This window comes from Pseudomonas sp. ESBL9 (genome assembly GCF_036668715.1).
GTDB lineage: Bacteria > Pseudomonadota > Gammaproteobacteria > Pseudomonadales > Pseudomonadaceae > Aquipseudomonas > Aquipseudomonas lundensis.
In genome coordinates this window covers 1,415,568-1,441,763 of sequence record NZ_JAZEVV010000001.1, presented here as the reverse complement: position 1 = coordinate 1,441,763, position 26,196 = coordinate 1,415,568, and the positions used below count along the sequence as shown (strand labels likewise).

Sequence of the window (26,196 nt, the reverse complement as noted above, 5' to 3'; positions counted from 1 at the left end):
CGCTCAAGGGCGTTGCGCCGCCGCGACAGGTGCTGCGCTGCGCAGGTCGAGTCTGGCCTTGGGCACGCACAAGCCCAGCGCGCCGCCCATCACCAGCACGGCCGCCATCATGTACATCGCCGCTTGAGTGCTGCCAGTGAGCTGGGTCATCCAGCCCACCACGATGGTGGCGAAGAAGCCCGCCACGTTGCCCATCGAGTTGATCAAGGCAATCCCGGCGGCCGCCGCCGCGCCGCCTACCACGGCGGTCGGCATGCCCCAGAACACCGGCAGGCTGCTGATCATTGCCGCGGTGCCGACCGTCAGGCCGATCATGGCCAGCCACAGGTTGTCACCCAACAACGTGCCGAACAGCACGCCAGCCGCGCCAAGGGTCGCGCAGATCGCTACGTGCCAGCGGTACTCGTGATGGCGGTCTGAACTGCGGCCCACCAGCACCATTGCCACGGCGGCTGCGGCAAAGGGAATGGCCGACAACAGGCCGATCACCCACGGTTGGTCGATGCCGCTGTTGCGGATGATGGTGGGCATCCAGAAGCTGATGATGTACTGGCCCATCACCAGGCAAAAATACACCGCGCCCAACAACCAGATTTTTGGGTTAAGCAGCCCCTCGCGCACCGAGTGCCCCTGTTTGCTCTGGTTGTCGCGGTCAATCGCGGCTTGCATACCGCGCTTTTCGGCTTCGCTCAGCCAGCTGGCGTCGGCAATCCGGTCGCGCAGCAGGCAGAACACGGCCATGCCCAGAAACACGGCCGGCAAGCCTTCGATCACGAACAGCCATTGCCAGCCGGCGTAACCGGCGACGCCGTTCATGTACTGCATGATGTAGCCGGAAATCAGCGACCCCAGCAGGTTGGAAATCGGCAGGGCGCAGATAAACAGCGCCACCATCACCCCGCGCCGGTGTCCGGGAAACCAGGTGGTGAGGTAGAAAATAATGCCGGGGAAGAACCCCGCTTCAGCCACGCCAATCAGAAAGCGCAGCGCGTAAAAACTCCAGGGGGTCTGTACGAACATCATGGCGGCGGACAGCAAGCCCCAGGTCACCATGATCCGCGCGATCCAGCGCCGGGCGCCGAAGCGGTGCAGGGCGATGTTGCTGGGCACTTCAAACATCAGATAGCCGATGAAAAATATCCCGGCGCCCAACCCGTACACGGCCTCGCTGAACGCCAAGTCATCGAGCATTTGCAGCTTGGCAAACCCCACGTTGACACGGTCCAGATAGGCCACCAGAAAGCAGACCATCAACAGCGGCATGACGCGCCACGCGGTTTTACGATAAGCCCCGTCCAGTGCCTGATCGTCGGGGTCAGGGTGTTGCGCAGGAATGTGATTCATCTCAAGCCCTTTTTTGTTATCGCGCGCCTGAGCACGGGCGTGGCCAGGCATCTTTTTAGGGAGGTGCAAAGGGACTCTACGGTCGTGGGACGATTCGCACAATCGGCGGTTTAAGTTCAGCGCAGGAAAAGTCCGTGCACGACAAAGGCGGCAGAAAAGACCAGCAGACAGGGGGAGGCTGAGCAAGCGGGCGTAAAAAAGGCCATTACCATCATGGGGATCCGGTAATGGCCAACTATCTCAACCAAAGAGAGCGTCAGGACTGACCTGACGGACGAGAATGTATCAATGGGCCACTTAGTTAGCTAGCTAAGGAGGCGCGAAACAGTTTTACCTGATGCGCAACAATGGTGCGTTTTCGAGCACGGGATGGACACCGCGGGCGGTCTGCAACTGTTCACGTCAACGCTTAGGCGCTAACCTTCGGCCCCATGCACATACCTGACATGAATTTACTGGTGGCCCTCAACGTGCTGCTCGAAGAGGGCTCGGTGGTGGGCGCTGCGCGGCGCATGAACCTCAGCGCCCCGGCCATGAGCCGCACCCTGACGCGCATCCGCGACGCCCTGAATGACCCTATTTTGGTGCGCTCCGGGCGCGGGCTGGTGCCTACGCCGCGTGCACTGGAGTTGCGCGAGCAGGTGCGTGGCGTGGTGGAACTGGCGCACGGGGTGTTTACCCAGAGTCAGAACAGCGACTTGAGCCAGTTGGACCGCACCTTCAGCATCCGCGCCAACGATGTGTTCTTCGGGGTCTATGGCGGTGCGTTGCGCCGGCAAATGGCGCTGGAGATGCCCAATGCCGCGCTGCGGGTGGTGCCCGAAGGGTTTACCGACGATGAAGCCCTGAGTGAAGGGCGGATCGATCTGGCCATCGGTGCCACGCTACCGGTGAGTGCGGACCTCAAGGTGCAGCGGCTGTTTACCTGCCCGTTTGTGGGGCTGGCGCGCGAAGGGCATCCGATTTTCGATCAGGCCATCACCGCGCAGCGATTTGCCGGGTACGACCACATCAGCGTCTCGCGCCGGGGCCGCGCCCGTGGGCCGATTGATGCAGTGCTGGCCGAAATGGACCTTGAGCGTCGGGTGCTGTTCACCACGCCGACGTTCTATTCAGCGATTTTTGCCTTGGCCAATTCGGAGCTGATCCTGCCGTTGATGCCGCAATTGTTGCTCAAAACCCTCGAGCCCCTTGGCCTCAAGCTGCGGGCCTTTGAGCTGCCCATCCCGTTGAAACCGGTCGAAATCACTCAGGCGTGGCACCCGCGGCTCGATAACGATCACGCCCACCGCTGGCTGCGACGCACCCTCAAAACCCTGTGCGATAACGCCACGGCGTAAATCGCGGTGGTGGATTGCGTTTGCTGCAATCCAGACGTGCCGAGAGATCAATTTTTATAACGGTTTGTGCTGATTAAACTTTTCGTCATCTTTAAAGGTGACGGAGTCAGCCATGTACGGCGGTGTTAACAGTGCGCGGGTGTGCGCGGCGGGAGCTGGACAGTGACGGCGTTGAACGTCGGTGTGCCCACCGCCCCGGCAGCGGCCCCGGCCATCAGCGCGGCGTTTGGCCTGCGGATTTTCACCGGGCTGGTGGGTGTGCTGCTGGCGGTGCTGGTGTCAGGCTTCAACGAAAACGTCACCAAGGTGGCGATGCCGGATATTCGCGGCGCGATGGGCATCAGTTATGACGACAGCACCTGGCTGCTGGCGGTCTATTCCGCGACCTCGATCAGCGCCATGGCCTTTGCGCCGTGGTGCGCGGCCACGTTTTCCCTGAGGCGTTTCACCCTGTGTGCGATCGGTGCTTTTTTGCTGCTGGGCATCCTCTGCCCGTTGGCCCCCAATGTCGAGGTGCTGATGCTGTTGCGCACCCTGCAAGGCTTCGCCGGGGGCGCTCTGCCGCCGATGCTGATGTCGGTGGCGCTGCGGTTTTTGCCGCCGGGGATTCGCCTGTACGGATTGGGCAGTTACGCGCTGACCGCCACGTTTGGCCCCAGTTTTGGCACGCCGCTGTCGGCCTGGTGGGTGGAATACGCCGGGTGGCAATGGGCGTTCTGGCAAATCATTCCGTTGAGCCTGCTGGCCATGGCCTGTGTCGCCTGGGGCTTGCCGCAAGACCCGCTGCGCCTTGAGCGTTTCAAGCAATTTGACTGGCGCGGCCTGCTGTTGGGGCTACCGGGATTGATCATGCTGGTGCTGGGGCTGGAACTGGGTCAGCGGATGAACTGGTTTGAGTCGTCGATGATCCGGGTGTTCATCGTCGGCGGGCTGGGACTGCTGGTGCTGTTTTTCATCAATGAGTGGTCGCACCCGCTGCCGTTTTTCAAGTTGCAGTTGCTCAAGATCCGCAACCTTGCGCATGCGTTGATCACCTTGGGCGGGGTGCTGTTCGTGCTGCTGGCGGTGATCAAGATTCCGTCTGCGTATCTGGCACAGATCCAGGGTTACCGACCGTTGGACACCGCGCCGGTGATGCTGCTGGTGGCGGTGCCGCAATTGATCGCGCTGCCATTGGTGGTCGCGCTGTGCAACCTGCGTCGGGTGGATTGCCGATGGGTGTTGGCCATCGGCCTGGCCTTGTTGGCGCTGGCCTGCGGCCTGGGTTCACAGGTGACGTCGGTGTGGAATCGCGACAATTTCTACGCGCTGCAAGCGATTCAAATCATTGCCCAGCCCATGGCGGTGATCCCGCTGTTGATGCTCGCCACGGGCAGCCTGAACCCGGCGGACGGGCCGTTTGCGTCGGCCTGGTTCAACACGGTCAAAGGGTTCGCGGCCATGGCGGCGGGCAGTTTGTTGCAGGTGCTCACCGTCAACCGCGAACACTTTCACTCGATGATGCTGGTGGACCGGCTCGGCAATTCGCCGTGGGTCAGCGACAGCGCCGATCTGGCGCACCGCGTGCACCAGCAGGCGATGGTGCTGACCTCGTCTGACCTTTACCTGTGCATGGCCGGTCTGGCCGTGCTGCTGATCGTTCTAATCCCTTTCGGCCCGACGCGGATTTACCCGCCACGGGCCGCACGCTGAACCTGTGTGGAGTCATGAAATGAGTACAACAAGTGCGCGCACGCCTGTGCTGAAGGCCGGGCTGGGACTGCTGGCGGTCGTGGTGCTGTATGGCCTGTGGCGGCTGGTGTTTGGCACCACCGGGGTGCAAAGCACCAATGATGCCTTCGTGAGTGCTGACTTCACGCTGGTGGCGCCGAAAGTGGCGGGGTTTATTGACGAGGTGCTGGTGCAGGACAATCAGCCGGTCAAGGCGGGCCAGTTACTGGCGCGCATCGACCCGCAGGACTACCAAGCTGAGGTTCAGGCAGCCCGGGCCAACGTGGCCACAGCGCAGGCGCAACAGGCCAATGCACTGGCCATGATGGAGCGTCAGCGGTCGCTGATCGAACAGGCCAACGCCACGGTGGACGCGGATCTGGCACAGGTGGAGTTTGCGGCCCATGAGTTGCAGCGCTACGAACACCTGGCCGGGCAGGGCGCCGGGACGCTGCAAAATTCGCAGCAGGCCAAAAATCGCTCGCAAACGGCGCGGGCGTTGTTGGCGCAACACAAGGCCGCGCTGGAGGCGGCGCGTCAGCAAACCCGCGTGCTGGTGGCCGAACACACCGCCGCCCAGGCTTCGGTGCAACACGCCCAGGCCGTGTTGGCGCGCGCCGAACTGGACTTGTCGCACACCCGCGTGGTGGCTCCCTTTGATGGGGTGGTCGGGCGTCGCAGCCTGCGGCTTGGGGCCTACGTGAAGCCCGGCGACACGGTCATGGCCGTGGTGCCGCTGGCGCAGGCCTATGTGGTGGCCAATTTTCTGGAAAACCAATTGACCCGCATGAGCCCTGGCCAGCGGGTGACCATCAACGTCGATACCTTCCCCGGAGAAACCCTGCTCGGCACGGTAAAGAGCATTGCCCCGGCCACGGGCGTGACGTTTTCGGCCATCGCGCCGGACAACGCCACGGGCAACTTCACCAAGGTGGTGCAACGGGTGCCGGTGAAAATCGCCCTGGATCCCCATCAGCCGCTGGCCAGCCAACTGCGCTTGGGCATGTCGGTGGACGCGGCCATCGACACGGCCTCGACCCCGGCCGAACAGGTGAGTGCGCGATGAAGCTCGGTGGATTGGCCTGCGCCGTGGCCGGTTACTGCGCCTTGAACCTGACCGGTTGCGTGATGGGCCCGGACTATCAGACTCCGACCACGCCGCTGGCCGCCCATTGGGCGCTCACGCCCGGTGAAGCGGGGCACAGCCGGGCCGTTGAAGGGGAGGTCGACCCGCGTTGGTGGGACCGTTTTGGTGATGCGCACCTGTCGGCGTTGGTGCGTGACGCGCTGCGCAGTAATTTCGACCTGCAACGGGCCGCCAGTCGGCTTGAGCAAAGCCGCGCCCTGCGTCGCCAGATTGCGGCCGATTCACTGCCAGCGGTGGACGCAGGGCTGGAGTACAGCCGCGGCCGTAATAGTCAGCGGGGCTTGAACGACCCGTCGGGCCGCAGCGGTAAACAGGCGTTCAACCTGTGGAACAGTGGCCTGGGGTTCAGTTGGGAAGCTGACCTGTGGGGGCGCGTCAAACGTTCAGTGGAGGCGGCCGACGCCTCGGTGCGCATGGCCGAGGAAGACCGGCACGGCGTGCAATTGCTGGTGATCCGGCAAACGGCGCAGCAGTACATCCAGTTGCGCGGCACCCAGCAGGCGCAGGCGGTGGTGGAGCAGAACCTGAAGATTGCGCAACGCACGCTGGAGCTGACCCAACTGCAAGTGCAGGAGGGCGTCGCCACGGATTTGGAAGTGTCTGAAGCCGCCTCGCAAGTGGCCGAGATGCAAGCGCGCCTGGCGCCGTTGCAGCAAAACAGCGCGCAGTTGATCAATGCCCTGAGCCTGTTGCTGGGGAAGGCGCCGCGTGCCTTGCAGGCGCAATTGGCACCCCCTGGGCAAGTGCCGTCGTACCAGGGCGATGTACCCATTGGTGTGCCGAGCGAGCTGGCGCAACGTCGCCCGGACATCCGCGGGGCTGACGCGCACTTGCACGCCGCAACGGCGTCCATAGGTGTGGCCCGGGCCGATTTTTATCCGCGCATCACGCTATCCGGCAACCTCGGGTTTCAAGCCCTGCAGTTGTCGGATCTGGGCAGTTGGGGCTCGCGCAGTTTTGCGTTCGGGCCCGGCCTGAGTCTGCCGGTGTTCGAAGGCGGGCGGTTGCAGGGGGCGTTGCAGTTGCAGGAAGGGCGTCAGCAAGAGGCGGCGGTCCAGTATCAGCACACCGTGCTACGCGCCTGGCATGAGGTGGATGATGCGCTGGTGGCGTATCAGGCCAGCCAGCAGCGGCGCGACAGTCTGCAGCAGGCCGTGCGGCACAGCCAGCGAGCGCTGGACAGCGTGCACCAGCAATACGCACAGGGCACGGTGGATTTCCTTAACGTGATGACCGTGCAAAACGCGTTGTTGGCCAACGAAGCGGCGTGGGTGGACAGCACCGCGGCGGTGTCGCTGTCGCTGGTGGACGTGTATGCCTCGCTGGGCGGTGGCTGGGAGGCATCGGCCCCGGCGCAGCGCTGAGGTCGGGGTTGAAGAACCGGGGTGTGGATTTGCTATGCTCGCGCCCCTGAGCGCAGCGTCTGTTGAGGCGTGCCCCCTTCCTATTGAGCGTATTTATGCCTGCTGATACTCAAGCCTCTTCGGTGCGATTTTCCCGGTCCGACTACCGGACCCTTGGCCTGGCGGCCTTGGGCGGGGCGCTGGAAATTTACGATTTCATCATTTTCGTGTTTTTCGCCCTGACCCTCAGTCAGCTGTTTTTCCCGCCGGACATGCCCGAGTGGCTGCGCCTGCTGCAAAGTTTCGGCATTTTTGTGACCGGCTATCTGGCGCGTCCGCTGGGCGGAATTCTGATGGCGCACTTTGCCGACCATTTGGGGCGTAAACGGGTGTTCAGCCTCAGTATTTTGATGATGGCGCTGCCGTGCCTGCTGATCGGGGTCATGCCCACCTATGCCGACATCGGGTATTTCGCACCGTTGATTCTGTTGGCGCTGCGCATTCTGCAAGGTGCAGCGGTGGGGGGCGAAGTGCCCAGTGCCTGGGTGTTTGTGGCCGAGCATGCCCCGGCAGGCCGACGCGGGTATGCGCTGGGCTTCTTGCAGGCCGGGCTGACCTTCGGCTATTTGCTGGGCGCCCTGACCGCCACGTTGCTGGCGCAGGTGTTTACCCCGGCCGAAATCCTTGATTACGCGTGGCGTTTTCCGTTCCTGCTGGGCGGGGTATTCGGGGTTATTGGCGTGTGGTTGCGCCGCTGGCTGAGCGAAACCCCGGTGTTTCTGGCGCTGCGCGAACGCAACGAGGGCAGGGCGCCGTTCCCGCTGCGCACGGTGCTACGCGACCATCGAAGAGCCTTGCTGCCAGCGGCATTGCTGACGTGTGTGCTGACCAGTGCGGTGGTGGTGTTTGTGGTGATTACCCCGACCGTCATGCAGCAGCGCTTTGGCATGGACGCCCGTCACACCTTTGCGCTCAGCAGTCTGGGGATCGTGTTCCTGAATCTGGGCTGTGTGCTGGCCGGGTTGATCGTGGACCGCATCGGTGTGTGGCGCAGTATCGTGCTGTACAGCCTGTTGCTGCCGCTGGGCATTGGCGTGCTGTACGCCAGCCTGGTGGGGCAGTGGGCCTTGCCGGGCCTGGCCTATGCGTTTGCCGGGCTGACCTGCGGCATCGTCGGGGTGGTGCCGTCGGTGATGGTGGGGTTGTTTCCCGCACCGATTCGGGTGTCGGGGATTTCCTTCACCTACAACATCGCTTACGCACTGTGGGCCAGTACCACGCCCCTGTTGCTGATTGCGCTGATGCCGTGGAGCCCGTGGGTCTGCGTGGCGTTCTGCGCCCTCATGGGACTGGTCGGTTTGCTCACGGCACGCGGGTTCGGGTTTGCACGCGGCCTTCAGGTGGAGCAGCGATTGCTGGCGAGCGTGCAGCGTTAGGACGTAATGATTGCTGGGCATAATAGGAAGCATTACTATTCGCGCCCCGCCTTCGCAGCCCATGGCAATGACCCATAAGCCGCCCCGTAAAACGGGCTTTTTTGAACATTACGAAGAGTTGATTGGCACCTGGACTCGCCGCCTGCGCAATCGTCAGCAGGCACAGGACCTGGCCCATGACACGTTCGTGCGCGTGCTCGAAACCGATTCGGCCACGGTCGAGCAGCCGCGTGCCTATCTGCATCAGACCGCCCGCAATATTGCGGTCGACGACTTTCGCCGCGCAGAACGCCGCGACGCCAAGGAACGGGCAACCATGCCCCCTAGCGCGTCGGAGACAGGCGACCCGGAGCAGTTCATGCGTGCGTTGCAGTTGGCCGAGTCGGTCGAAAGGGCCTTGCAGGAGTTGCCCCTCAACTGCCGCAAGGTGTTTGTGTGGCAGAAGATCGAAGGGCTGACCCAGGCCGAAATTGCCGAGCGGCTGGGGCTGACCAAAAACATGGTGGAAAAATATATGATCCGCACCCTGCGCCATCTGCGTGAACGCGTGGAGGCTCCGTGATCCGCTCAACTGGCGAGTGTGATCGTCCCACCACCGACCCAGAGACGCCGGGCGCGGGCGACCATGCCTGCGTGCGCGAGGCTGCCGCCACGTGGTTTGCGCGGGCGCAAGCGGGCAGCCTGACGGCCGGGCAGCAGCGCGAGCTGGCCGCCTGGCGCGGGCAAGACCCACGCCATGAAGCCGAGTACCAGTGGTTGTTGAACATGTGGTCGGCCCTCGACACACTGCCTGCGTCGCGCTTGCAGGCCCTGTGCGCAACCCCGTCAGCGCCGCTCAGGCGGCGCGGTCTGTTGCGTTACGGGTTGGCGGCCAGCCTGATGGCGCTTGCGGCCGGGGCCGGTTTTTGGGGGTATCAACTGTCCTCATCGTCTTATCAGGCGGCCTTTGCCACTGCGCCGGGGGAACGGCGCGTAGTGACATTGCCCGACGGCTCCACCCTCGAACTCAACAGCCGCAGCCGGGTGCAGGTCAGTTTCGAGGCTGACCGACGCCATGTGGACTTGAGCGAAGGCGAAGCCATGTTCAGCGTGGCCCATGACAGCGCCCGACCGTTTGTGGTGCAGGCGGGTCCGGGGCAGATCACGGTCACCGGGACCCGCTTTGATGTCCGCCGCGATGGCGAGCAGGCGCGGGTGGCCGTTGAGTCGGGCCATGTGCAGGTGCAGGGCGTCGACCCGCAGACCCGGGTCAACCTGACGGCCGGTCAGGGCACACAGGTAAGTGCCCAGGGGCACGTCGCGGCGGTGCAGGCTGTGAACGCTCAGGCACTGACGGCCTGGCGCAAAGGCCAATTGGTGTTTGATAACGCGACCCTCGGTGAAGTGGCGGCCGAAGTGTCGCGCTATCGCGCACAGCCGTTGCAGGTGAGTAGCCCTGCGCTGGCGCAGTTGCGTGTGTCCAGTGTGTTCAAGGTGGATGACACCGACGCACTGCTCAGGGCATTGCCCAAGATCCTGCCGGTGGCGATTCGCGCCCGCGAAGACGGCAGTCAGGAAATAATTGCCCGCTGAATTCAGGTTTTTTTTGAGTTCTTCGTCTTCTTGAGCAACTGAGACTGGTTTGCATTAACAGTCGCACTTCAGATGCGATCAATAGGGCAAGACTCGACGTGAAAAATAACAAGCTTCGTGGGCGCTTCTCTTCGTTCAACTGCGCTTTGAGTACCCCGCCTCGTGGTGGCCGGGCGTGCTGGCTGCCCTTGGCACTGGCGCTGGCCGTCAATGCTGCTCTGCCTGTTGCAGTCGCCGGGGAGGACACATCCGGCGCCATTCACATTCAGGCCCAGCCGCTGGCAAGTGCGTTGAGCCAATGGGCCCAACAGACCGCCTTGCAGGTGTTTTTCAACCCGGACATGGTGGCGGGCAAACAGGCGCCTGCGGTGAACGGCAAGCTGTCTGCGCAAGAGGCGCTGGCGCAACTGCTGCAAGGCAGCGGCTTGAGTTACGCCCTGGACGGTGATGCCGTGACCCTGCGTGAAGCGCCGGTCAGCCATGCCTCGTCAGCCAGCGGCACCCTTGAACTGGCCCCGCTGGATGTGAAAGTGGTGGGCGACTGGCTGGGCGATGCCAATCAGGCGGTGGTGCAAAACCACCCGGGCGCCCGCACCGTGGTGCGCCGCGAAGCGATGGTCGAACAAGGGGCAATGAATGTGCGCGATGTGCTCAAGGGCATCCCCGGCGTTCAAGTGCAGGATTCCAACGGCACCGGCGGCAGTGATATTTCCCTGAACGTGGGGGTGCGCGGCCTGACCTCGCGCCTGTCGCCACGCTCCACGGTGCTGATTGACGGCATCCCGGCGGCCTTCGCGCCCTATGGCCAGCCGCAGTTGTCGATGGCGCCGATTTCGGCGGGCAACCTGGACAGCATCGACGTGGTGCGCGGTGCCGGTTCGGTGCGTTACGGGCCACAGAACGTGGGGGGCGTGATCAACTTCGTGACCCGCGCCATCCCCGAAACTTTTCAGGGTGAAGTCGGCACCACCCTCGAAACCTCGGAGCGTGGCGGCTGGAAACACATGGAAACCGCGTTTCTGGGAGGCACGGCGGACAATGGCATTGGCGCCGCGCTCTTGTACTCCGGGGTCAAGGGCGATGGTTACCGCGCGCGCAACAACGACAACGACATCGATGACGTGTTGCTCAAAACCCATTGGGCGCCCACCGACCAGGACGACTTCAGCCTCAATTTTCATTACTACGACGCCACGGCCGACATGCCGGGCGGCCTGACCCAGGCGCAGTTCGATGCCGACCCGTATCAGTCGGTGCGCGACTATGACGGCTTCAGCGGTCGGCGTAAGGACGTGTCCTTCAAGTACCTGCGCCAGATCGACGAGCAGACCCAATTTGAAGTGCTGACTTACTACACCGACAGCTTTCGCGGCAGCACCATTGCCTCGCGCAACCTGGACACGCTGGTGTCCTACCCGCGCAATTACCACACCTTCGGCATCGAGCCGCGCCTGTCCCGCGTGTTCACCCTTGGCCCCGTGACTCAGGAAGTCGGGGTCGGCTATCGCTATTTGAAAGAAGCGATGCACGAACAGGCGAGTCAGCTGCAGTTGGTCAACAACGTGCCGGTGGTCGGGCCCAAGGGTGACGGTCATGCGCATCAGGACCGCACTGGCGGCACCGAGGCCAACGCGTTCTACATCGACGACAAGATCGACGTGGGCAACTGGACCGTGACGCCGGGTATTCGCTTTGAGCGCATCAGTACCCAATGGCACGACCGGCCTGTACTGGACGCCAAAGGCAAGCCGGTGCAAGAGAAGAAACGCAGCATCGACAGCAACGAAGCGCTACCGGCGTTGAGCGTGATGTACCACCTGTCTGACGCCTGGAAGCTGTTCGCCAACTACGAAACTTCGTTTGGCAGCTTGCAGTATTTCCAGCTGGGGCAGGGCGGCGTTGGCGATCAGACAGCGGCGGGGCTCAAGCCCGAGAAGGCCAAGACGTACGAGTTGGGGACGCGTTACGACAACGGCGTGTGGGGCGGGGAAATCACGCTGTTCTACATTGATTTTGCCGACGAGCTGCAATACATCAGCAACGACATTGGCTGGACCAACCTGGGGGCCACCAAGCACCAAGGGCTGGAGACGTCAGTCCACTACGACCTGGCCAGTCTGGACCCGCGTCTGGACGGGTTGACCGTGAATGCGGCGTTTACCTACACCAAGGCCACGTCCGAAGGCGACATTCTCAACTTCAAGGGGCGCGACTTACCGCTGTATTCGCGACACGTGCTTAACCTTGGCATGCGCTATGCGGTTAATCGCTGGACTTACAACCTGGACATGTTTGCCCAGTCCAAACAGCGGGCGCCGGGCACTGGCGGGGTCTACATCACCGAGCCGACCGCGGACGGCCAGTACGGCGATATACCGGGTTATGCCACCTGGGCCACCCGCGTCGGGTATGACTTCGGGCCGCAAGCCTCGAACCTGAAGCTCGGGGCGGGGATCAAGAACCTGTTCAATCAGCAGTACTTCACGCGCTCCAGCGACAATAACTCGGGGATGTACCTGGGCGAGCCGCGCACGTTCTTCGTGCAGGCGAGCGTCGGGTTTTAAACGCGCCGTCGTAACGGCTTCACACCCGCAAGATCCGCCCGCTGATGGCCACGGCCACCAGCAGGGCGGCGATTATCAGGAACGCCGCGCTCAAACTGCTGGCGTGCGCGACGAACCCGATGGCCGCAGGGCCCGCGAGGATCCCGGCGTAGCCCAGCGTGGTGATCGCCGGCACGGCGATGTGTTCGGGCATCACGGTTTGCTTGCCCACGGCGGAGTACAGCACCGGCACAATGTTGGAGCACCCGGCGCCCACCAGCGCGTAACCGAGCAGCGCCACTTCCCAGCCCGGAGCCAGCGTGGCCAGCGCCAGGCCCAGCGCCGCGAGCGACCCCCCCAGCACGATCACCCGGGTCGGCCCCAGGCGCCTGACGAGGGTGTCGCCCAGCAAGCGTCCGGCGGTCATTGTCACGGCGAAGGCGGCATAGCCCAAGCCCGCATAAGCATCCCCGATGTGTTTTTCAGCGCTGAGGAACACGGCGCTCCAGTCGAGCATCGCGCCTTCGGCCAGAAAGACGATGAAGCACAGGACCCCGATAAACAGCACCACGCCGTGGGGGATGGCAAAGGCCGGGCCACTGCTTTCACTGCCATACGGCAGCAGGTGCGGTGCGGCTTTGGCCAGCGCAGCCAGTAACAGCACAATCACCACGGCAATTGCCCACAGCGGCGTAAGCCCCAGCGCCAGCAAGGCGCTGACCCCCGCCGCACCGGCAATCCCGCCCACGCTGAACAGGCCATGGAAGCCCGACATCATGTTGCGGCCGCTGGCGCGTTCGACGATCACGGCTTGCAGGTTGACCGTGGAATCCACGACCCCCAAACCGGCCCCAAACACAAACAGTGTGGCAATCAGCAGCGCGACGGTGCTGGCGGTGGCCAGCAGGGGCAGCGCCAGACAAATCAGCAGCGTGCCGGCGATGGTGACCTTGCGGCAGCCGTAACGGGACGCCAGCATGCCCGCGATGGGCATAGCCAGAATCGAACCGGCCCCCAGGCATAGCAGCAGCAGGCCCAACGTGGCTTCGTCCAGGCCCGCTCGGGCTTTGGCATAGGGCACCAACGGCGCCCAGGCCGCCACGCCGAACCCGGCAATAAAGAACGCCAGACGGGTCGACCTCTGTTCAAGGCGTCCTGGAACGAGGGGCTTTTGGGTAACGGCGGCTGTCATGGTCATCCTTGTCGGTCGCGTCGGTGCGACGCGGGGAAATATCCTTGCTTATTCGGGGCAGGCGCCGCGGCGCCAGGCGGTGCATGGCCGTCTGTAACCGCTGGCGCCCGGCTTACACCTGTAACAAACGCTCACGCAGCTTGCCGATTTCGTCGCGCATTTGCGCCGCGGCTTCGAACTCCAGGTCGCGGGCCAGGGCGTACATTTTTTCTTCCAACTGACGAATCCGCTTGCTGATTTCGCTGGGCGAACGCAGTTCGTTTTCGTACTTGGCGTTTTCTTCGGCGGCTTTGGCCATGCCTTTGCGTTTTTTGCTGCGCGAGCCCGGCACGGTCGCGCCTTCCATGATGTCGGCCACGTCCTTAAACACGCCTTTGGGGGTGATGCCGTTGGCGAGGTTGAACGCGATTTGCTTCTCCCGGCGCCGTTCCGTTTCGCCGATCGCCCGCTCCATGGAGCCGGTGATGCGGTCTGCGTACAGGATCGCCCGGCCATTGAGGTTTCGCGCCGCACGGCCGATGGTCTGGATCAACGAACGCTCGGAGCGCAGGAAGCCTTCTTTGTCCGCGTCGAGAATCGCCACCAGCGACACTTCCGGCATGTCCAGGCCCTCACGCAGCAAGTTGATCCCCACCAGCACGTCAAACACCCCCAGACGCAGGTCGCGGATGATCTCGACCCGTTCCACGGTGTCGATGTCCGAGTGCAGGTAGCGCACCCGCACGCCGTGGTCCGCCAGGTAGTCGGTCAAGTCTTCGGACATGCGCTTGGTCAGCGTAGTCACCAGCACGCGTTCTTCCAGCGCCACGCGCTTGGTGATCTCCGACAGCAAATCGTCGACCTGGGTCAGGGCGGGGCGGATCTCGATTTGCGGGTCCACCAGACCGGTCGGACGCACCACCTGTTCGATCACCCGGCCCGCATGTTCGGCTTCGTAGTTGCCGGGGGTGGCCGAGACAAAAATGGTTTGCGGGCTGATGCGCTCCCACTCGTCAAAACGCATGGGCCGGTTGTCCAGCGCCGACGGCAGGCGGAAGCCGTATTCCACCAGGGTTTCCTTGCGTGAACGGTCGCCCTTATACATGGCGCCGACCTGCGGCACGCTGACGTGGGACTCATCGATCACCAGCAGCGCGTCGGGCGGCAGGTAGTCGAACAAGGTAGGCGGCGGGGCACCGGATTCACGGCCCGACAGGTAGCGCGAGTAGTTTTCGATGCCGTTGCAGTACCCCAGCTCCATGATCATTTCCAGATCGAAGCGGGTGCGCTGCTCAAGGCGCTGGGCTTCGACCAGCTTGTTGTTGGCGCGCAGGTAATCGAGGCGCTCCTTGAGCTCTTCCTTGATGCCCTCAACGGCATCGAGCAAGGTTTCGCGCGGGGTCACGTAGTGGCTTTTGGGGTAGAAGGTGAAGCGCGGCATCTTGCGGATCACTTCACCGGTCAACGGGTCGAAGGCGCTGATGCTCTCGACCTCATCGTCAAACAGCTCGATGCGGATGGCTTCGAGGTCGGATTCGGCCGGGTAGATGTCGATGACGTCGCCGCGCACGCGGAATGTGGCGCGGGCGAAGTCCATGTCGTTGCGGGTGTATTGCAGGTCAGCCAGGCGACGCAGCAGTTCGCGCTGGTCGAGTTTGTCGCCGCGGTCAATGTGCAACACCATTTTCAAATAGGTTTCGGGGCTGCCCAGGCCGTAGATGCACGACACCGTGGTGACGATAATCGCGTCCTTGCGCTCCAGCAGCGCCTTGGTCGCGGACAGTCGCATCTGCTCGATGTGATCGTTGATCGAGGCGTCCTTCTCAATGAAGGTGTCGGAGGAGGGCACGTACGCTTCGGGCTGGTAGTAGTCGTAATACGAAACGAAGTATTCCACGGCGTTGTTAGGGAAGAACGACTTGAACTCGCCATATAGCTGGGCCGCCAGGGTTTTGTTGGGCGCGAGCACCAGGGTCGGGCGGTTCACGTGGGCAATCACGTTGGCGATGCTGAAGGTCTTGCCCGAACCGGTCACCCCGAGCAGGGTCTGGTGTGACAGACCGGCTTCGATGCCTTCAATCATCTGGCGAATGGCTTCGGGTTGATCGCCTGCGGGCTCAAAGCGGGTAACGAGCTGAAAATCGGACATATCTGACCTCTGGATTCGCCTCTATAAAGGCATGGACCTTTAAAGCGCGAGAAAGACTGCATACGACGCATGCCGCAGGAAAAAAACAGGATACGGCTAAATATGGTGGTGGTGACTGACTGTTTCAAGGCGTGTCGCTGACAGGGCGATTCAGGCCCGGATTGCAATTAGACCAGTGGCCTGAAAATAAACGGAAATACTTGAGCAAATCCGGGAATCGCCTGTTGCCCCAATCGTGTTCGGGCTTATACTTGCTCCCCGTTTGTGCACCGCTCTAGTGCAATCGGCTGGAGCGTTGTCACCCCCTCCATTCCCTATTCAGAGCCGCCGTAATAATGAGCCTGTTCTCCGCTGTCGAAATGGCACCACGCGATCCTATCCTGGGCCTCAACGAAGCATTCAACGCCGATACCCGAACCAGCAAAGTGAATCTGGGGGTCGGTGTTTACTGCAACGAAGAGGGAAGAATTCCACTCTTGCGTGCCGTTGTCGAAGCCGAGACCATTCGCGTCGCTCAACACGCGTCGCGCGGTTACTTGCCCATCGACGGTATTGCCGCCTACGACCAGGCCGTTCAAAAACTGCTGTTCGGCGCCGAGTCGCCGTTGTTGGCCGCTGGCCGGGTCATCACCACCCAGGCGGTAGGCGGGACCGGCGCACTGAAAATCGGCGCTGACTTCCTCAAACAATTGCAGCCCAACGCTGTGGTCGCCATCAGCGACCCGAGCTGGGAAAACCACCGTGCGCTGTTCGAAACCGCGGGTTTCCCGGTGCAGAACTACCGCTACTACGACGCCGCCACCCACGATGTGAACCGTGCGGGCATGCTGGAAGACCTGAACGCGTTGCCGGCGGGCTCCATCGTGGTGCTGCACGCCTGCTGCCATAACCCGACCGGTGTCGACCTGACCCCGGCCGACTGGCAGAACGTGCTGGACGTGGTCAAGGCCAAGCAGTTGATCCCGTTCCTCGACATGGCCTACCAGGGGTTTGGTGACGGCATCGCTGAAGACGCCGCCGCCGTGCGTCTGTTTGCCGAGTCCGGCCTGAGCTTCTTTGTTTCCAGTTCGTTCTCCAAGTCGTTCTCGCTGTACGGCGAGCGGGTCGGCGCGTTGTCGATCATCACCGAGTCGAAGGACGAGAGCGCCCGCGTGCTGTCCCAGGTCAAGCGCGTGATCCGCACCAACTACTCCAACCCGCCGACCCACGGCGCAAGCATCGTGGCGGCTGTGCTGAACAGCCCTGAGCTGCGCGCCATGTGGGAAGACGAGCTGGCAGAAATGCGCCTGCGCATTCGCGGCATGCGCCTGCAAATGGTCGAGCTGCTGGCCAAAAAGGCGCCAGGGAACGATTTCAGTTTCGTGGCGCGTCAACGCGGCATGTTCTCTTACTCGGGCCTGACCGTTGAGCAGGTGGCGCGCCTGCGTTCCGAGTTCGGCATTTACGCCCTCGACACCGGTCGGATCTGCGTGGCTTCTTTGAACCAGCGCAACATTGAGGTGGTTACCGACGCCATTGTTCAGGTCATCTGAATAATGCCAAGAGAAGTCATCGAGAGTGTTGACTTCTCTTTTTATATCAGTAAGATAGACGCCATTCCGCGATAGCTCAGTTGGTAGAGCAAATGACTGTTAATCATTGGGTCCCTGGTTCGAGTCCAGGTCGTGGAGCCAGATACAAGAAAAGCCGCTAGCGATAGCGGCTTTTTTTATGCCCGCAATTCCTTCCTTCCGCGTTCCCCTGCCACCCCTGACAACTCAAGCGCTTCTTGCGCCTGCCGATAACTACGGCGGTGGCCGTGTGCCTGACTAAATAAATGGAGTGTCGCTTGGAGGTGTCCAAGCGTTAAGGAGAGCACCTTGAAACGCATGGGTTCGACGATTGGCCTGATCGTTCTGTTGTCAGGCTGCGGGGTGTACAGCGATGTGAAACTGTCGATGGCGCGTGATGCATTGCGTCAGGAGTGCATGGGTAATTTCACGAATACCTGTGTGAGTAAAACGATCGACTACAACATCCTGTTATTGGAAGAAGCCAAGTCAGCCTGGCTGGCTCAAGAAGATGAGTGGGTCGAATCTTTGGGTAAGGATGCTGGCAAGCTTTGGACCGGCCTGGTTGAGCAGCGAACCGATCAACTGGTCGACAAGCTGGAGTCGGTGCGACCCGGCATGTTCTCACGCTGGTTCTTGGGCGATGCACAGCCCTTCAGCGGTAAGGGAATGATGGAATTTTCCGGTCAGGACCTGAAAGAAATGCACGGCGCGTTGATCGCTGAGTTCATTGCCAAGGGCAAGCAGCAGGGCCTGAGCCTGACTGAAAAAGGTGTTGAAAAATACGCTCCGGCCGCCGATACCAAGGGTGTCGAGTCTGACGCCACTCAGGCGGATGCCGCATTGGAGGCTGCGATCAGTGACGTGATTGCGATGGAAATCTCCAAGGATGGAGGGGCGGAATACACCGATAACCGTCAGGTTATATACATGGACCTGAATGAAGACGGTCAGCCTGACGCCGTGGTGCTGTTTACTGTCGAAGGGCAGGGGGGCGGTAACGGCTCCTACCAAAGCCTGGCGGGGTTCTACCGCTCAGGGGCTGGCTGGGTGTATCAGGGCCATTCTGTGGTGTCAGGGGCGGCAACCGACATCAAGGCCTCTACAGGCCCGCGCGTCGCCGTGAGCACCCTGACCAGTGGCCCGGATGACCCTCGGTGCTGCCCGAGTGTTGAAAGTGTCGAGATCTATACGTGGAACGGACGCGGCTTTGAATTGAAGCAGAGCTGAATACCGCACACAGGCGCCGCGATGCCTTTACCGGGTGGGCGACGTCTGTGCGAGTCGGGGGGGGGCTGTCAATCAGCGGGTCGGTGCGTTATCCAGCGCTTCGCGCAATGCCGTGGCGGTGGTAAAGGCCTGCTGTGACACCAGTTTTCCGTTGTCCAACTGCAACAACAGGATTTGCTCTTTGGCGCCGGGGTATTGGTCGGCAATTTTGCCGTCACGGTCCAGCACGACGCGGTAGTTGTATCCCTTCATGGAGGGAATGGCGAACAGCTTGCCGATCAGCGAGGGCATCCCGTGGACATCGGCAAGAAACACCGCATGGCGGGCTTCCAGGTAACCTTTTGGCTGGTCTTCAATCGCTGCCTTGACCATTTGAGCGGCTTTCATGTCGCGCGCGACCAGCAGGATCCGGGTGTTCTGGTCGAGGGTATAAGGCTGGTCAAACTGGTCATTAAGCGTCCACGGCGTCAATGTATCGCCCACATTGGCTGCCTGAGCCAGCAGGGTTGCCGCACTCAATAACAACGCAAGTACAATTTTCACCGTTCAATCCCTCTGTTATGACTGTTGATTCAGGTCGCTAACGGCGTATGGCCATTAGTCGTAGCGCGGCATGTTAGCCCGCGAGCTGCATGAGTAGAACCTGTATGGTCATGCGGTTGTCTCAAAGTATGACAAAGGGTGCGCGGTTATCCGGCGTCAAGTCAGGCACAAATTGTGCGGCTGGCTTATCATCGGCGGCGTTTCACCGATCAATGGCAGTAATCAGAGTAACGGCGTAATGACTGACTGGCTTCAACACGATGGCGCGATGGCTGAGCGAATCAGGACGCATGATTGGGCCAGTACGCCGCTAGGGCCGTTGACCGAGTGGCCGGATGTGTTGAAAACCAGCGTAGCCTTGATGCTGGATTCGCATTTTCCGCAGTGCATCGTGTGGGGCGCATGCCTGATTACCCTGTACAACGACGGGTTCGTGCCCATTTTGGGCAGCAAGCCAGAGGCGCTCGGGCGGGCGTTCAGTGATATTTGGAAAGAAGCCTGGCCTGATATCAGTCCCATTGCCGACCTGGCTTTTGCCGGTAAAGCGACGTATATCGAAAATTTCCCTGTCGTGATTCATCGCAGCCCGCGCCCTGAGCTGGCCTATTTCACCTTCTGCTACAGCCCGATACGCGATTCGGCCGGCAAGGTGGTCGGCATGCTCGACACGGTGACCGAGACCACAACGACGGTGTACATGACCCAGCGTCTGTCGGTACTCGACGCGATCAGCCATGCCGTGGTCAATGCCCATGACCCGCAGGAAATTCTCGCCATCACGATGAGCACACTCGCAGATGCTTTGCGCGTGACCCATTGCGCCTACGCGGATATGGAAGCGGACGAGGACACGTTTTTCATTCGCGATAACTGGCTGGCGGACGGCGCCACCCGCCTGGTGGGCCAATACAGCCTGAGTGAGTTCGGCCAGCACGCGGTGTCTCGCTTGAAAGCGGGCAAGCCGCTGGTGATCAACGATGCGCAGGCAGAACTGCCGGCACACGCTGCCGCCAGTTTCACCGCGCTGGGCGTCAAGGCCACCCTCTGCCTGCCGTTGATCAAGGGCGGACGCCTGACTGCGCTGATGGCGATACACGACACCTCGCCCCGACTGTGGTCGCCCCAGGACGTGGCCTTGCTGCGTGAAGTCACGGAGCGTTCGTGGGCGCACATTGAGCGCGCGCGGGCTGATGCGGCGGTGCGTGCAGGCCTGGCTGAGCTGGCACAGCTCAACACCACCCTCGAAGAACGCGTCCAGGAGCGCAGCGCCCGCTTGCTGCACATCGAGGCGGCGCTGCACCAGTCGCAAAAGCTCGAAGCCATCGGTCAGCTCACCGGCGGCGTAGCCCACGATTTCAACAATCTGCTGACCATCATTCGTTCGTCGGTGGATTTTCTGCGCATGCCGAACCTGTCGGATGTGCGCCGTGAGCGCTATGTCAATGCCGTCTCGGATACGGTTGAGCGGGCGAGCAAATTGACCGGACAGTTGCTGGCGTTTGCCCGGCGCCAGCCGCTCAACCCGCAGGTGTTCGAGATCGGTCAACGCATCCGTGACATCGGTGACATGCTGGAGACCATCACCGGGGCCAGAATCAACGTCGTGGTCCAATTGCCGCCCGAGACCTGCTATGTGCGCGCCGATGCCAGCCAGTTCGAGACTGCGTTAATCAATATGGCGCTTAACGCACGGGATGCCATGGAGGGGCAGGGCACGCTCCTGTTGCGGCTCAATGACACCACCACCTTGCCCGCGATCCGGGGGCATGCAGGCTCCGACGAGCCCTTCGTGGCCATTTCGCTGACCGACACCGGCATCGGGATTTCCTCGCGCATGCTGACGCAGATTTTCGAGCCCTTTTTCACCACCAAGGAAGTAGGTAAAGGCACGGGCCTGGGGCTGTCGCAAGTGTTCGGTTTTGCCAAGCAGTCCGGCGGTAATGTGGACGTGGCCAGTGTCCTCGATCAGGGCTCGGTCTTCACCCTGTACCTGCCGCGAGCCAGCGCGCAGGCGCTGACGGACGATGCATCCGGCGTGTGCGCGCCTGCATGCTGCCCCGACCCTGAAGCCGAGAAGCCGCGCGTGTTGCTTGTGGAAGATAACCTTGAGGTCGGTCGATTTGCCCAGCAGATCATGCAGGACCTGGGTTATGAGACGGCCTGGGCCACCCATGCCGAAGAGGCCCTGCACATGATCGGGCCGCAGGCCATGGCGTTTGATGCGGTTTTTTCGGATGTGGTCATGCCGGGCATGACGGGTGTAGTAATGGCCAGGGAGATGCGCAGGCGCCGCTCCGATTTGCCGATCATTCTGGCCTCCGGTTACAGCGAAGAACTGGCGCTCGACGGTTACGATGGCTTCGAGTTCCTGCCTAAACCTTACTCAGTCGAGCAGATTTCGCAGATTTTAGAAAAAATCACCCACAAGCGTTGATGTCTGTCTTTCTGCTCGGCAGGGTGTCTGAAATACCCTTCAACCTTGTAATCCCTATCTCCATCCGTTATAGCTAAAAAGGCATTCATAACCAAAAGAGGCTAATAAGCCCCATGCATGAGACCACACGTATCTTTGACTCTTTCGGCCTTCCGCCTGCGCAACGCAATGACGGAACCAGGCCGATCCAGCTGCACACCCTGCCTGTTTTAGTGGCCACGTTCTGCCAGACCCTGGCGACGCGTTTTCATTTGCCCCCTACGTCGCTGCGAGACGCTTTAGTCACTCGCCCGCGCAGCCGCACAGTGCCTCCCCCTCCCGTTTGATCCCTGATCGCCGCCGTCTCGCCACGCGCCTGGAGCGTGTTTGCGCGAGAGTTTTTCACTGATTCAGCGTTCAATCTGTTGAGGGAATTCGATGTCTACTCGTGTTGCAATTATTGGTGCAGGCCCGTCGGGTCTGGCGCAACTGCGTGCCTTTCAGTCAGCCCATGCAAAGGGTGCGGCCATGCCGGATGTGGTGTGTTTCGAAAAGCAGGCCGACTGGGGCGGCATGTGGAACTACACCTGGCGCACCGGCCTGGACGAGCACGGCGAACCGGTGCACGGCAGCATGTACCGTTACCTTTGGTCCAATGGTCCCAAGGAGTGCCTGGAGTTCGCGGACTACAGTTTCGATGAGCACTTCGGTCGACCCATTTCTTCGTATCCGCCTCGTGAAGTGCTGTGGGATTACATTCAGGGCCGGGTCAAAAAGGCCGGGGTGCGCGATTACATTCGTTTCAATACGGCGGTCAAACAGGTCACGTTTGACCCCGTATCGCGGCAATTCACTCTGACCGCCTACGACTACGCCAACGGGCGAAGCACGACCGATACATTTGATTTCGTGATCGTGGCCAGCGGGCACTTCTCCACGCCGCAGGTCCCGGCGTTTGCCGGGTTCGAGCGTTTTTCCGGGCGCATTTTGCATGCCCATGACTTTCGCGAAGCGACGGAATTTCAGGGCAAGGATCTGCTGATCGTAGGCAGCAGCTATTCGGCCGAAGACATCGGCTCCCAATGCTACAAATACGGCGCGCGCTCGATCACCAGCACCTACCGCACACAGCCAATGGGGTACACATGGCCCAAGGGGTGGGAAGAGCGTCCGCTGTTGAACAGGGTCGAGGGTGACATCGCTTATTTTGCCGATGGGTCGAGCAAGCGGGTGGACGCCATCATCCTGTGCACCGGCTATCAGCATCACTTTGCGTTTCTGCCGGATGAGCTGGCCCTCAAAACCGGTAATCGCTTGTGGCCGCTGGGGTTGTACAAAGGCGTGATCTGGGAGCACAACCCGCAGTTGATTTACCTCGGTATGCAAGACCTGTGGTACAGCTTCAACCTGTTTGATGCCCAGGCCTGGTTTGTGCGCGATTACATCCTGGGTCGCATCACCCTGCCTGAACAGTCCGAGATGCAGGCCGACAGTGCCACGTGGCGCGAGCAGGAAGAGGGTTTGCAGTCCACCGCCTCGATGTACGAGTTCCAGGGCCGTTACATCAAGCACCTGATCGAGCACACGGATTACCCGTCCTTTGATATCGACGCGGTCAATCAGATCTTCCTCAAATGGAAGACTGACAAGAAGCGCGACATCATGGGCTATCGCGACAAATCCTACCGTTCGGTCATGACCGGCACGTTAGCGGTGCCGCATCACACACGCTGGTTGCAGGCGCTGGATGACTCGATGGAAGAATATTTGCGCGAAACGGCGGGCAAGGGTGACGTCAATGCGCTGCGCCAGCGTTAACCTGAGCCGGTGAACGGCCCAGCCTCTGGCGCGTGACGGTGGCCAGAGGCGGCTTAGCCTTTCTTTTTTTGCAGGTTTTTCAGGCGGGCGCTGGCGCGTTGCACGGCGGCCATTTTCTCCGGGCGCTTCATGCGCCGCCACGTTCTGATGTCTTCTTTGCTGCGCCCGCAGCTCACGCATAAATCCCCGCTGAGCTTGCAGGTGGCCACGCACGGGTTTTCGATGTCTTTGGCCACGTTTTACTTGCGACCTGCGCCCTTGCGCGCAAGACGTTGCGGCCAGTGCCCGGCGTCGGTGCGCTGGCATTCTTCCTCGGAATCGAAGTACACATGGGTGGCCACGTTACGCACGTTGACATTGGCTTTGTCGAACGCTTTTTCGGTCAGCTCGACCATGTAACCGGCTTCGCCATCGGCCAGGGCAAAGTCCTTGTTGTTTTGCGTATCGAACACCCAGACCACTTTGAGACTGGCGGGAAATGCGTCGTAGTCGACCGCGTGAGTCAGCCAGACAAACCCGTCGATTTGATGTTTGGCGATTTCGCAAGCCTCGGTCAGGGCTTTCACCAGGCGGCGTTCGATTTGGGCCTGATTGCGTTTGTTCAGTGACATGAATCTTCCTGTGGGCTGGCAGTGCGCAAAAGCCGGCCATCATACGCCAAGCCTTGCGCGGCCGGGCCGTTGATTGCGCCCGTGTGTGTGAGCGGGGGCGGCAAATCGTGGGCAACCCCTTGTCGCAAACGATTCAGCTGCCTGAAAAAACCGCAAAAGATGCGTTTTCGCCCAAAGGGCCACCTGAGGTAGAATGTCGCGGTTTTGAGGCTGGCCACCCTGAATACTCATGTTCACGCAGTTCCCCGGAAGGAACCGCGAGGCGGCCGGATGCAAGGGAATAGCGAAACGGTTGGTGGTTGCGAAGGAGCTGGGCGCAGGCAATTCGTTCAAGCCGTGGCCATCAATAGCTGACACTTATCATCAATGTCACCCAAGTCGCTGAAGCCAATAATTAATAAGAGATCAGCACCCAAGGTACATAAACGTGAGGTCTATAGTTGTGCATAGGCCTTTATCCATCTATCCGTTCAAGGCCTGAGGGCTCGATTGCAGGCGATCAGCCTGTGGTGAGCCGGTATTGCTCATGAACCGCGTGCCGGGTAGATGATGTTTTATCTTAGGTACTACAACATGTTAAAAAAAATGAACAAGGGGCTACTGGGCCTCGCGCTGAGCATGGGGTTGACCTCCGTGCAGGCAGCCGAGACCAAACACGTGGATGTCTTGCTGATTGGCGGCGGCATCATGAGCACCACATTGGGCGTGTGGCTCAATGAGCTGGAACCGAACACCTCGATGCAGATGATCGAGCGTCTGGACGGTGTGGCGCTGGAAAGCTCCAATGGCTGGAACAACGCAGGTACGGGTCACTCGGCACTGGCCGAACTGAACTACACCCCGGAAGACAAGAACGGCAACGTCGAAATCCCGAAAGCCATTGAAATCAATGAAGCATTCCAGATTTCCCGTCAGTTCTGGTCCTGGCAGGTCAAGAATGGCGTGCTGAAGAACCCGCGCTCGTTCATCAACTCCACGCCGCACATGAGCTTTGTGTGGGGCGATGACAACATCAAGTTCCTGAAAAAGCGCTACGACGCACTGCAGGCGAGCCCGCTGTTCGCTGGCATGCAGTACTCCGAAGACCCGGACCAGATCAAAAAATGGGTCCCGCTGATGATGGAAGGGCGTGACCCGAACCAGAAGATCGCCGCCACCTGGTCGCCGATCGGTACGGACGTGAACTTCGGCGAAATCACTCGTCAGTTCGCCGCTCACCTGCAAGCCCAGCCTAACTTCTCGCTGAGCCTGTCGAGCGAAGTCAAAGACATCAAGCGCAATGAAGATGGCAGCTGGCGCGTGGTGTACAAAAACCTGAAGGACGGCACCGAGTCCCAGACCGATGCCAAGTTCGTGTTCATTGGCGCGGGCGGCGGTGCGCTGCACTTGCTGCAGAAGTCCGGCATTCCTGAAGCTCAGGAATACGCAGGCTTCCCGGTAGGCGGCTCGTTCCTGGTGACCGAGAACCCGACGGTGGCCGAGCAACACTTGGCCAAGGCCTACGGCAAAGCGTCGGTTGGCGCGCCACCGATGTCGGTGCCTCACCTGGACACCCGCGTGCTGGACGGCAAGCGTGTGATCCTGTTTGGCCCATTCGCGACGTTCTCGACCAAGTTCCTGAAAGAAGGTTCTTACTTCGACCTGTTGACCAGCACCACCACCCACAACTTCTGGCCAATGACCAAAGTCGGTATCGAACAATACCCCTTGGTTGAATACCTGGCCGGTCAGTTGATGCTGTCGGACGAAGACCGTTTCAACGCGTTGAAAGAGTACTTCCCGAATGCCAAGTCTGAAGACTGGCGTCTGTGGCAGGCCGGCCAGCGCGTGCAGATCATCAAGCGTGACGAAGAGAAGGGCGGCGTGCTGAAACTGGGCACCGAAATCGTCAGCGCCAAAGATGGCAGCATTGCAGGCCTGCTCGGCGCTTCGCCGGGTGCCTCCACTGCGGCACCGATCATGCTGACCGTGCTCGAAACCGTGTTCAAGGACAAGGTGGCCTCGCCTGAGTGGCAAGCCAAGCTGCACCAGATCGTACCGAGTTATGGCACCAAGCTGAACGGTTCGCCAGAGCGCGTTGCGCAGGAATGGGCCTACACGGCTGAAACCCTGCAACTGACGCCTCCACCGGCAATCCCGGCAGCCTCGGCTGCTCAGCAAGCTCCAGCTCAAGCGCCGGCACAGCCAGCGCCAAGCAACCCGGCCGCTGATATGGCCCTGTAAAAAAAGCGGCCCCGACCCACACTGTTGGGCGGGGCCACTTTCAGTTGTGACGC

19 protein-coding genes and 1 tRNA gene are annotated in these 26,196 nt (G+C 61.2%); 14 read left to right on the top strand and 6 right to left on the bottom strand.

Annotated features, from left to right (window positions below):
- Positions 1–3: 3 nt before the first annotated feature.
- Positions 4–1,344, bottom strand: a complete 1,341-nt coding sequence (locus V6F78_RS06280; RefSeq protein WP_047294436.1) for an MFS transporter — start codon at positions 1,342–1,344, stop codon at positions 4–6.
- A gap of 431 nt (positions 1,345–1,775) precedes the next feature.
- Here V6F78_RS06280 and V6F78_RS06275 point away from each other — a divergent pair, with 431 nt between their 5' ends.
- The 8 genes from V6F78_RS06275 to V6F78_RS06240 all read left to right on the top strand — a co-directional run bounded on the left by V6F78_RS06275 (position 1,776) and on the right by V6F78_RS06240 (position 12,456).
- Entirely contained in the window at positions 1,776–2,684 is a 909-nt protein-coding gene (locus tag V6F78_RS06275; RefSeq protein ID WP_047275712.1) for a LysR family transcriptional regulator, read from the top strand.
- A gap of 162 nt (positions 2,685–2,846) precedes the next feature.
- Complete coding sequence (locus tag V6F78_RS06270) at positions 2,847–4,376, top strand: MFS transporter (RefSeq protein ID WP_047276326.1); 1,530 nt, start codon at positions 2,847–2,849, stop codon at positions 4,374–4,376.
- A 19-nt stretch (positions 4,377–4,395) separates the two neighbouring features.
- Positions 4,396–5,460, top strand: a complete 1,065-nt coding sequence (locus V6F78_RS06265; protein ID WP_332726832.1) for an HlyD family secretion protein — start codon at positions 4,396–4,398, stop codon at positions 5,458–5,460.
- Complete coding sequence (locus V6F78_RS06260; RefSeq protein WP_169859368.1) at positions 5,457–6,905, top strand: efflux transporter outer membrane subunit; 1,449 nt, start codon at positions 5,457–5,459, stop codon at positions 6,903–6,905. Before V6F78_RS06265 ends, V6F78_RS06260 begins: the two co-directional genes overlap by 4 nt.
- Before the next feature lie 95 nt (positions 6,906–7,000).
- Positions 7,001–8,320 (top strand): MFS transporter, encoded by a 1,320-nt coding sequence (locus V6F78_RS06255; protein WP_169859367.1) that lies wholly within the window; start codon positions 7,001–7,003, stop codon positions 8,318–8,320.
- 67 nt (positions 8,321–8,387) lie between these two features.
- On the top strand, positions 8,388–8,882 hold the full coding sequence (locus tag V6F78_RS06250; protein WP_047282834.1) for a sigma-70 family RNA polymerase sigma factor: 495 nt from the start codon (positions 8,388–8,390) through the stop codon (positions 8,880–8,882).
- 71 nt (positions 8,883–8,953) lie between these two features.
- Complete coding sequence (locus V6F78_RS06245; RefSeq protein ID WP_332726851.1) at positions 8,954–9,892, top strand: FecR family protein; 939 nt, start codon at positions 8,954–8,956, stop codon at positions 9,890–9,892.
- A gap of 146 nt (positions 9,893–10,038) precedes the next feature.
- The gene (locus V6F78_RS06240) at positions 10,039–12,456 is read left to right on the top strand and encodes a TonB-dependent siderophore receptor (RefSeq protein ID WP_332726850.1); all 2,418 of its coding nucleotides are present in this window, start codon (positions 10,039–10,041) and stop codon (positions 12,454–12,456) included.
- 19 nt (positions 12,457–12,475) lie between these two features.
- Here the strand turns inward: V6F78_RS06240 and V6F78_RS06235 are convergent, their stop codons facing one another.
- Positions 12,476–13,627: an MFS transporter gene (locus V6F78_RS06235; RefSeq protein WP_047277043.1), complete on the bottom strand. Its 1,152-nt coding sequence runs from the start codon at positions 13,625–13,627 to the stop codon at positions 12,476–12,478.
- 112 nt (positions 13,628–13,739) lie between these two features.
- Positions 13,740–15,755, bottom strand: coding sequence for an excinuclease ABC subunit UvrB (gene uvrB / locus V6F78_RS06230; protein WP_047275701.1), 2,016 nt, complete (start codon positions 15,753–15,755; stop codon positions 13,740–13,742).
- A gap of 335 nt (positions 15,756–16,090) precedes the next feature.
- On the opposite strand from uvrB, the gene V6F78_RS06225 reads away from it, so the two are divergent.
- The 3 genes from V6F78_RS06225 (at position 16,091) to V6F78_RS06215 (ending at position 18,535) form a co-directional block, all read left to right on the top strand.
- Positions 16,091–17,287 (top strand): amino acid aminotransferase, encoded by a 1,197-nt coding sequence (locus tag V6F78_RS06225; RefSeq protein WP_094991335.1) that lies wholly within the window; start codon positions 16,091–16,093, stop codon positions 17,285–17,287.
- A 65-nt stretch (positions 17,288–17,352) separates the two neighbouring features.
- Positions 17,353–17,428 (top strand) — tRNA-Asn (locus V6F78_RS06220).
- A 186-nt stretch (positions 17,429–17,614) separates the two neighbouring features.
- The gene (locus tag V6F78_RS06215; protein WP_094991334.1) at positions 17,615–18,535 is read left to right on the top strand and encodes a hypothetical protein; all 921 of its coding nucleotides are present in this window, start codon (positions 17,615–17,617) and stop codon (positions 18,533–18,535) included.
- 72 nt (positions 18,536–18,607) lie between these two features.
- Here V6F78_RS06215 and V6F78_RS06210 read toward each other — a convergent pair whose 3' ends face one another.
- Entirely contained in the window at positions 18,608–19,078 is a 471-nt protein-coding gene (locus tag V6F78_RS06210) for a hypothetical protein (protein ID WP_047275674.1), read from the bottom strand.
- A 238-nt stretch (positions 19,079–19,316) separates the two neighbouring features.
- Here V6F78_RS06210 and V6F78_RS06205 point away from each other — a divergent pair, with 238 nt between their 5' ends.
- The gene (locus V6F78_RS06205) at positions 19,317–21,512 is read left to right on the top strand and encodes a GAF domain-containing hybrid sensor histidine kinase/response regulator (protein ID WP_094991346.1); all 2,196 of its coding nucleotides are present in this window, start codon (positions 19,317–19,319) and stop codon (positions 21,510–21,512) included.
- A 417-nt stretch (positions 21,513–21,929) separates the two neighbouring features.
- Positions 21,930–23,309 (top strand): NAD(P)-binding domain-containing protein, encoded by a 1,380-nt coding sequence (locus tag V6F78_RS06200; RefSeq protein ID WP_095008645.1) that lies wholly within the window; start codon positions 21,930–21,932, stop codon positions 23,307–23,309.
- A gap of 53 nt (positions 23,310–23,362) precedes the next feature.
- Here the strand turns inward: V6F78_RS06200 and V6F78_RS06195 are convergent, their stop codons facing one another.
- Entirely contained in the window at positions 23,363–23,545 is a 183-nt protein-coding gene (locus V6F78_RS06195; protein WP_047275669.1) for a DUF1289 domain-containing protein, read from the bottom strand.
- Between the two features lie 3 nt (positions 23,546–23,548).
- Positions 23,549–23,920, bottom strand: coding sequence for a hypothetical protein (locus V6F78_RS06190; protein ID WP_047275668.1), 372 nt, complete (start codon positions 23,918–23,920; stop codon positions 23,549–23,551).
- A gap of 573 nt (positions 23,921–24,493) precedes the next feature.
- Here V6F78_RS06190 and mqo point away from each other — a divergent pair.
- Positions 24,494–26,143, top strand: a complete 1,650-nt coding sequence (gene mqo / locus V6F78_RS06185) for a malate dehydrogenase (quinone) (RefSeq protein ID WP_047275666.1) — start codon at positions 24,494–24,496, stop codon at positions 26,141–26,143.
- Positions 26,144–26,196: the final 53 nt, after the last annotated feature.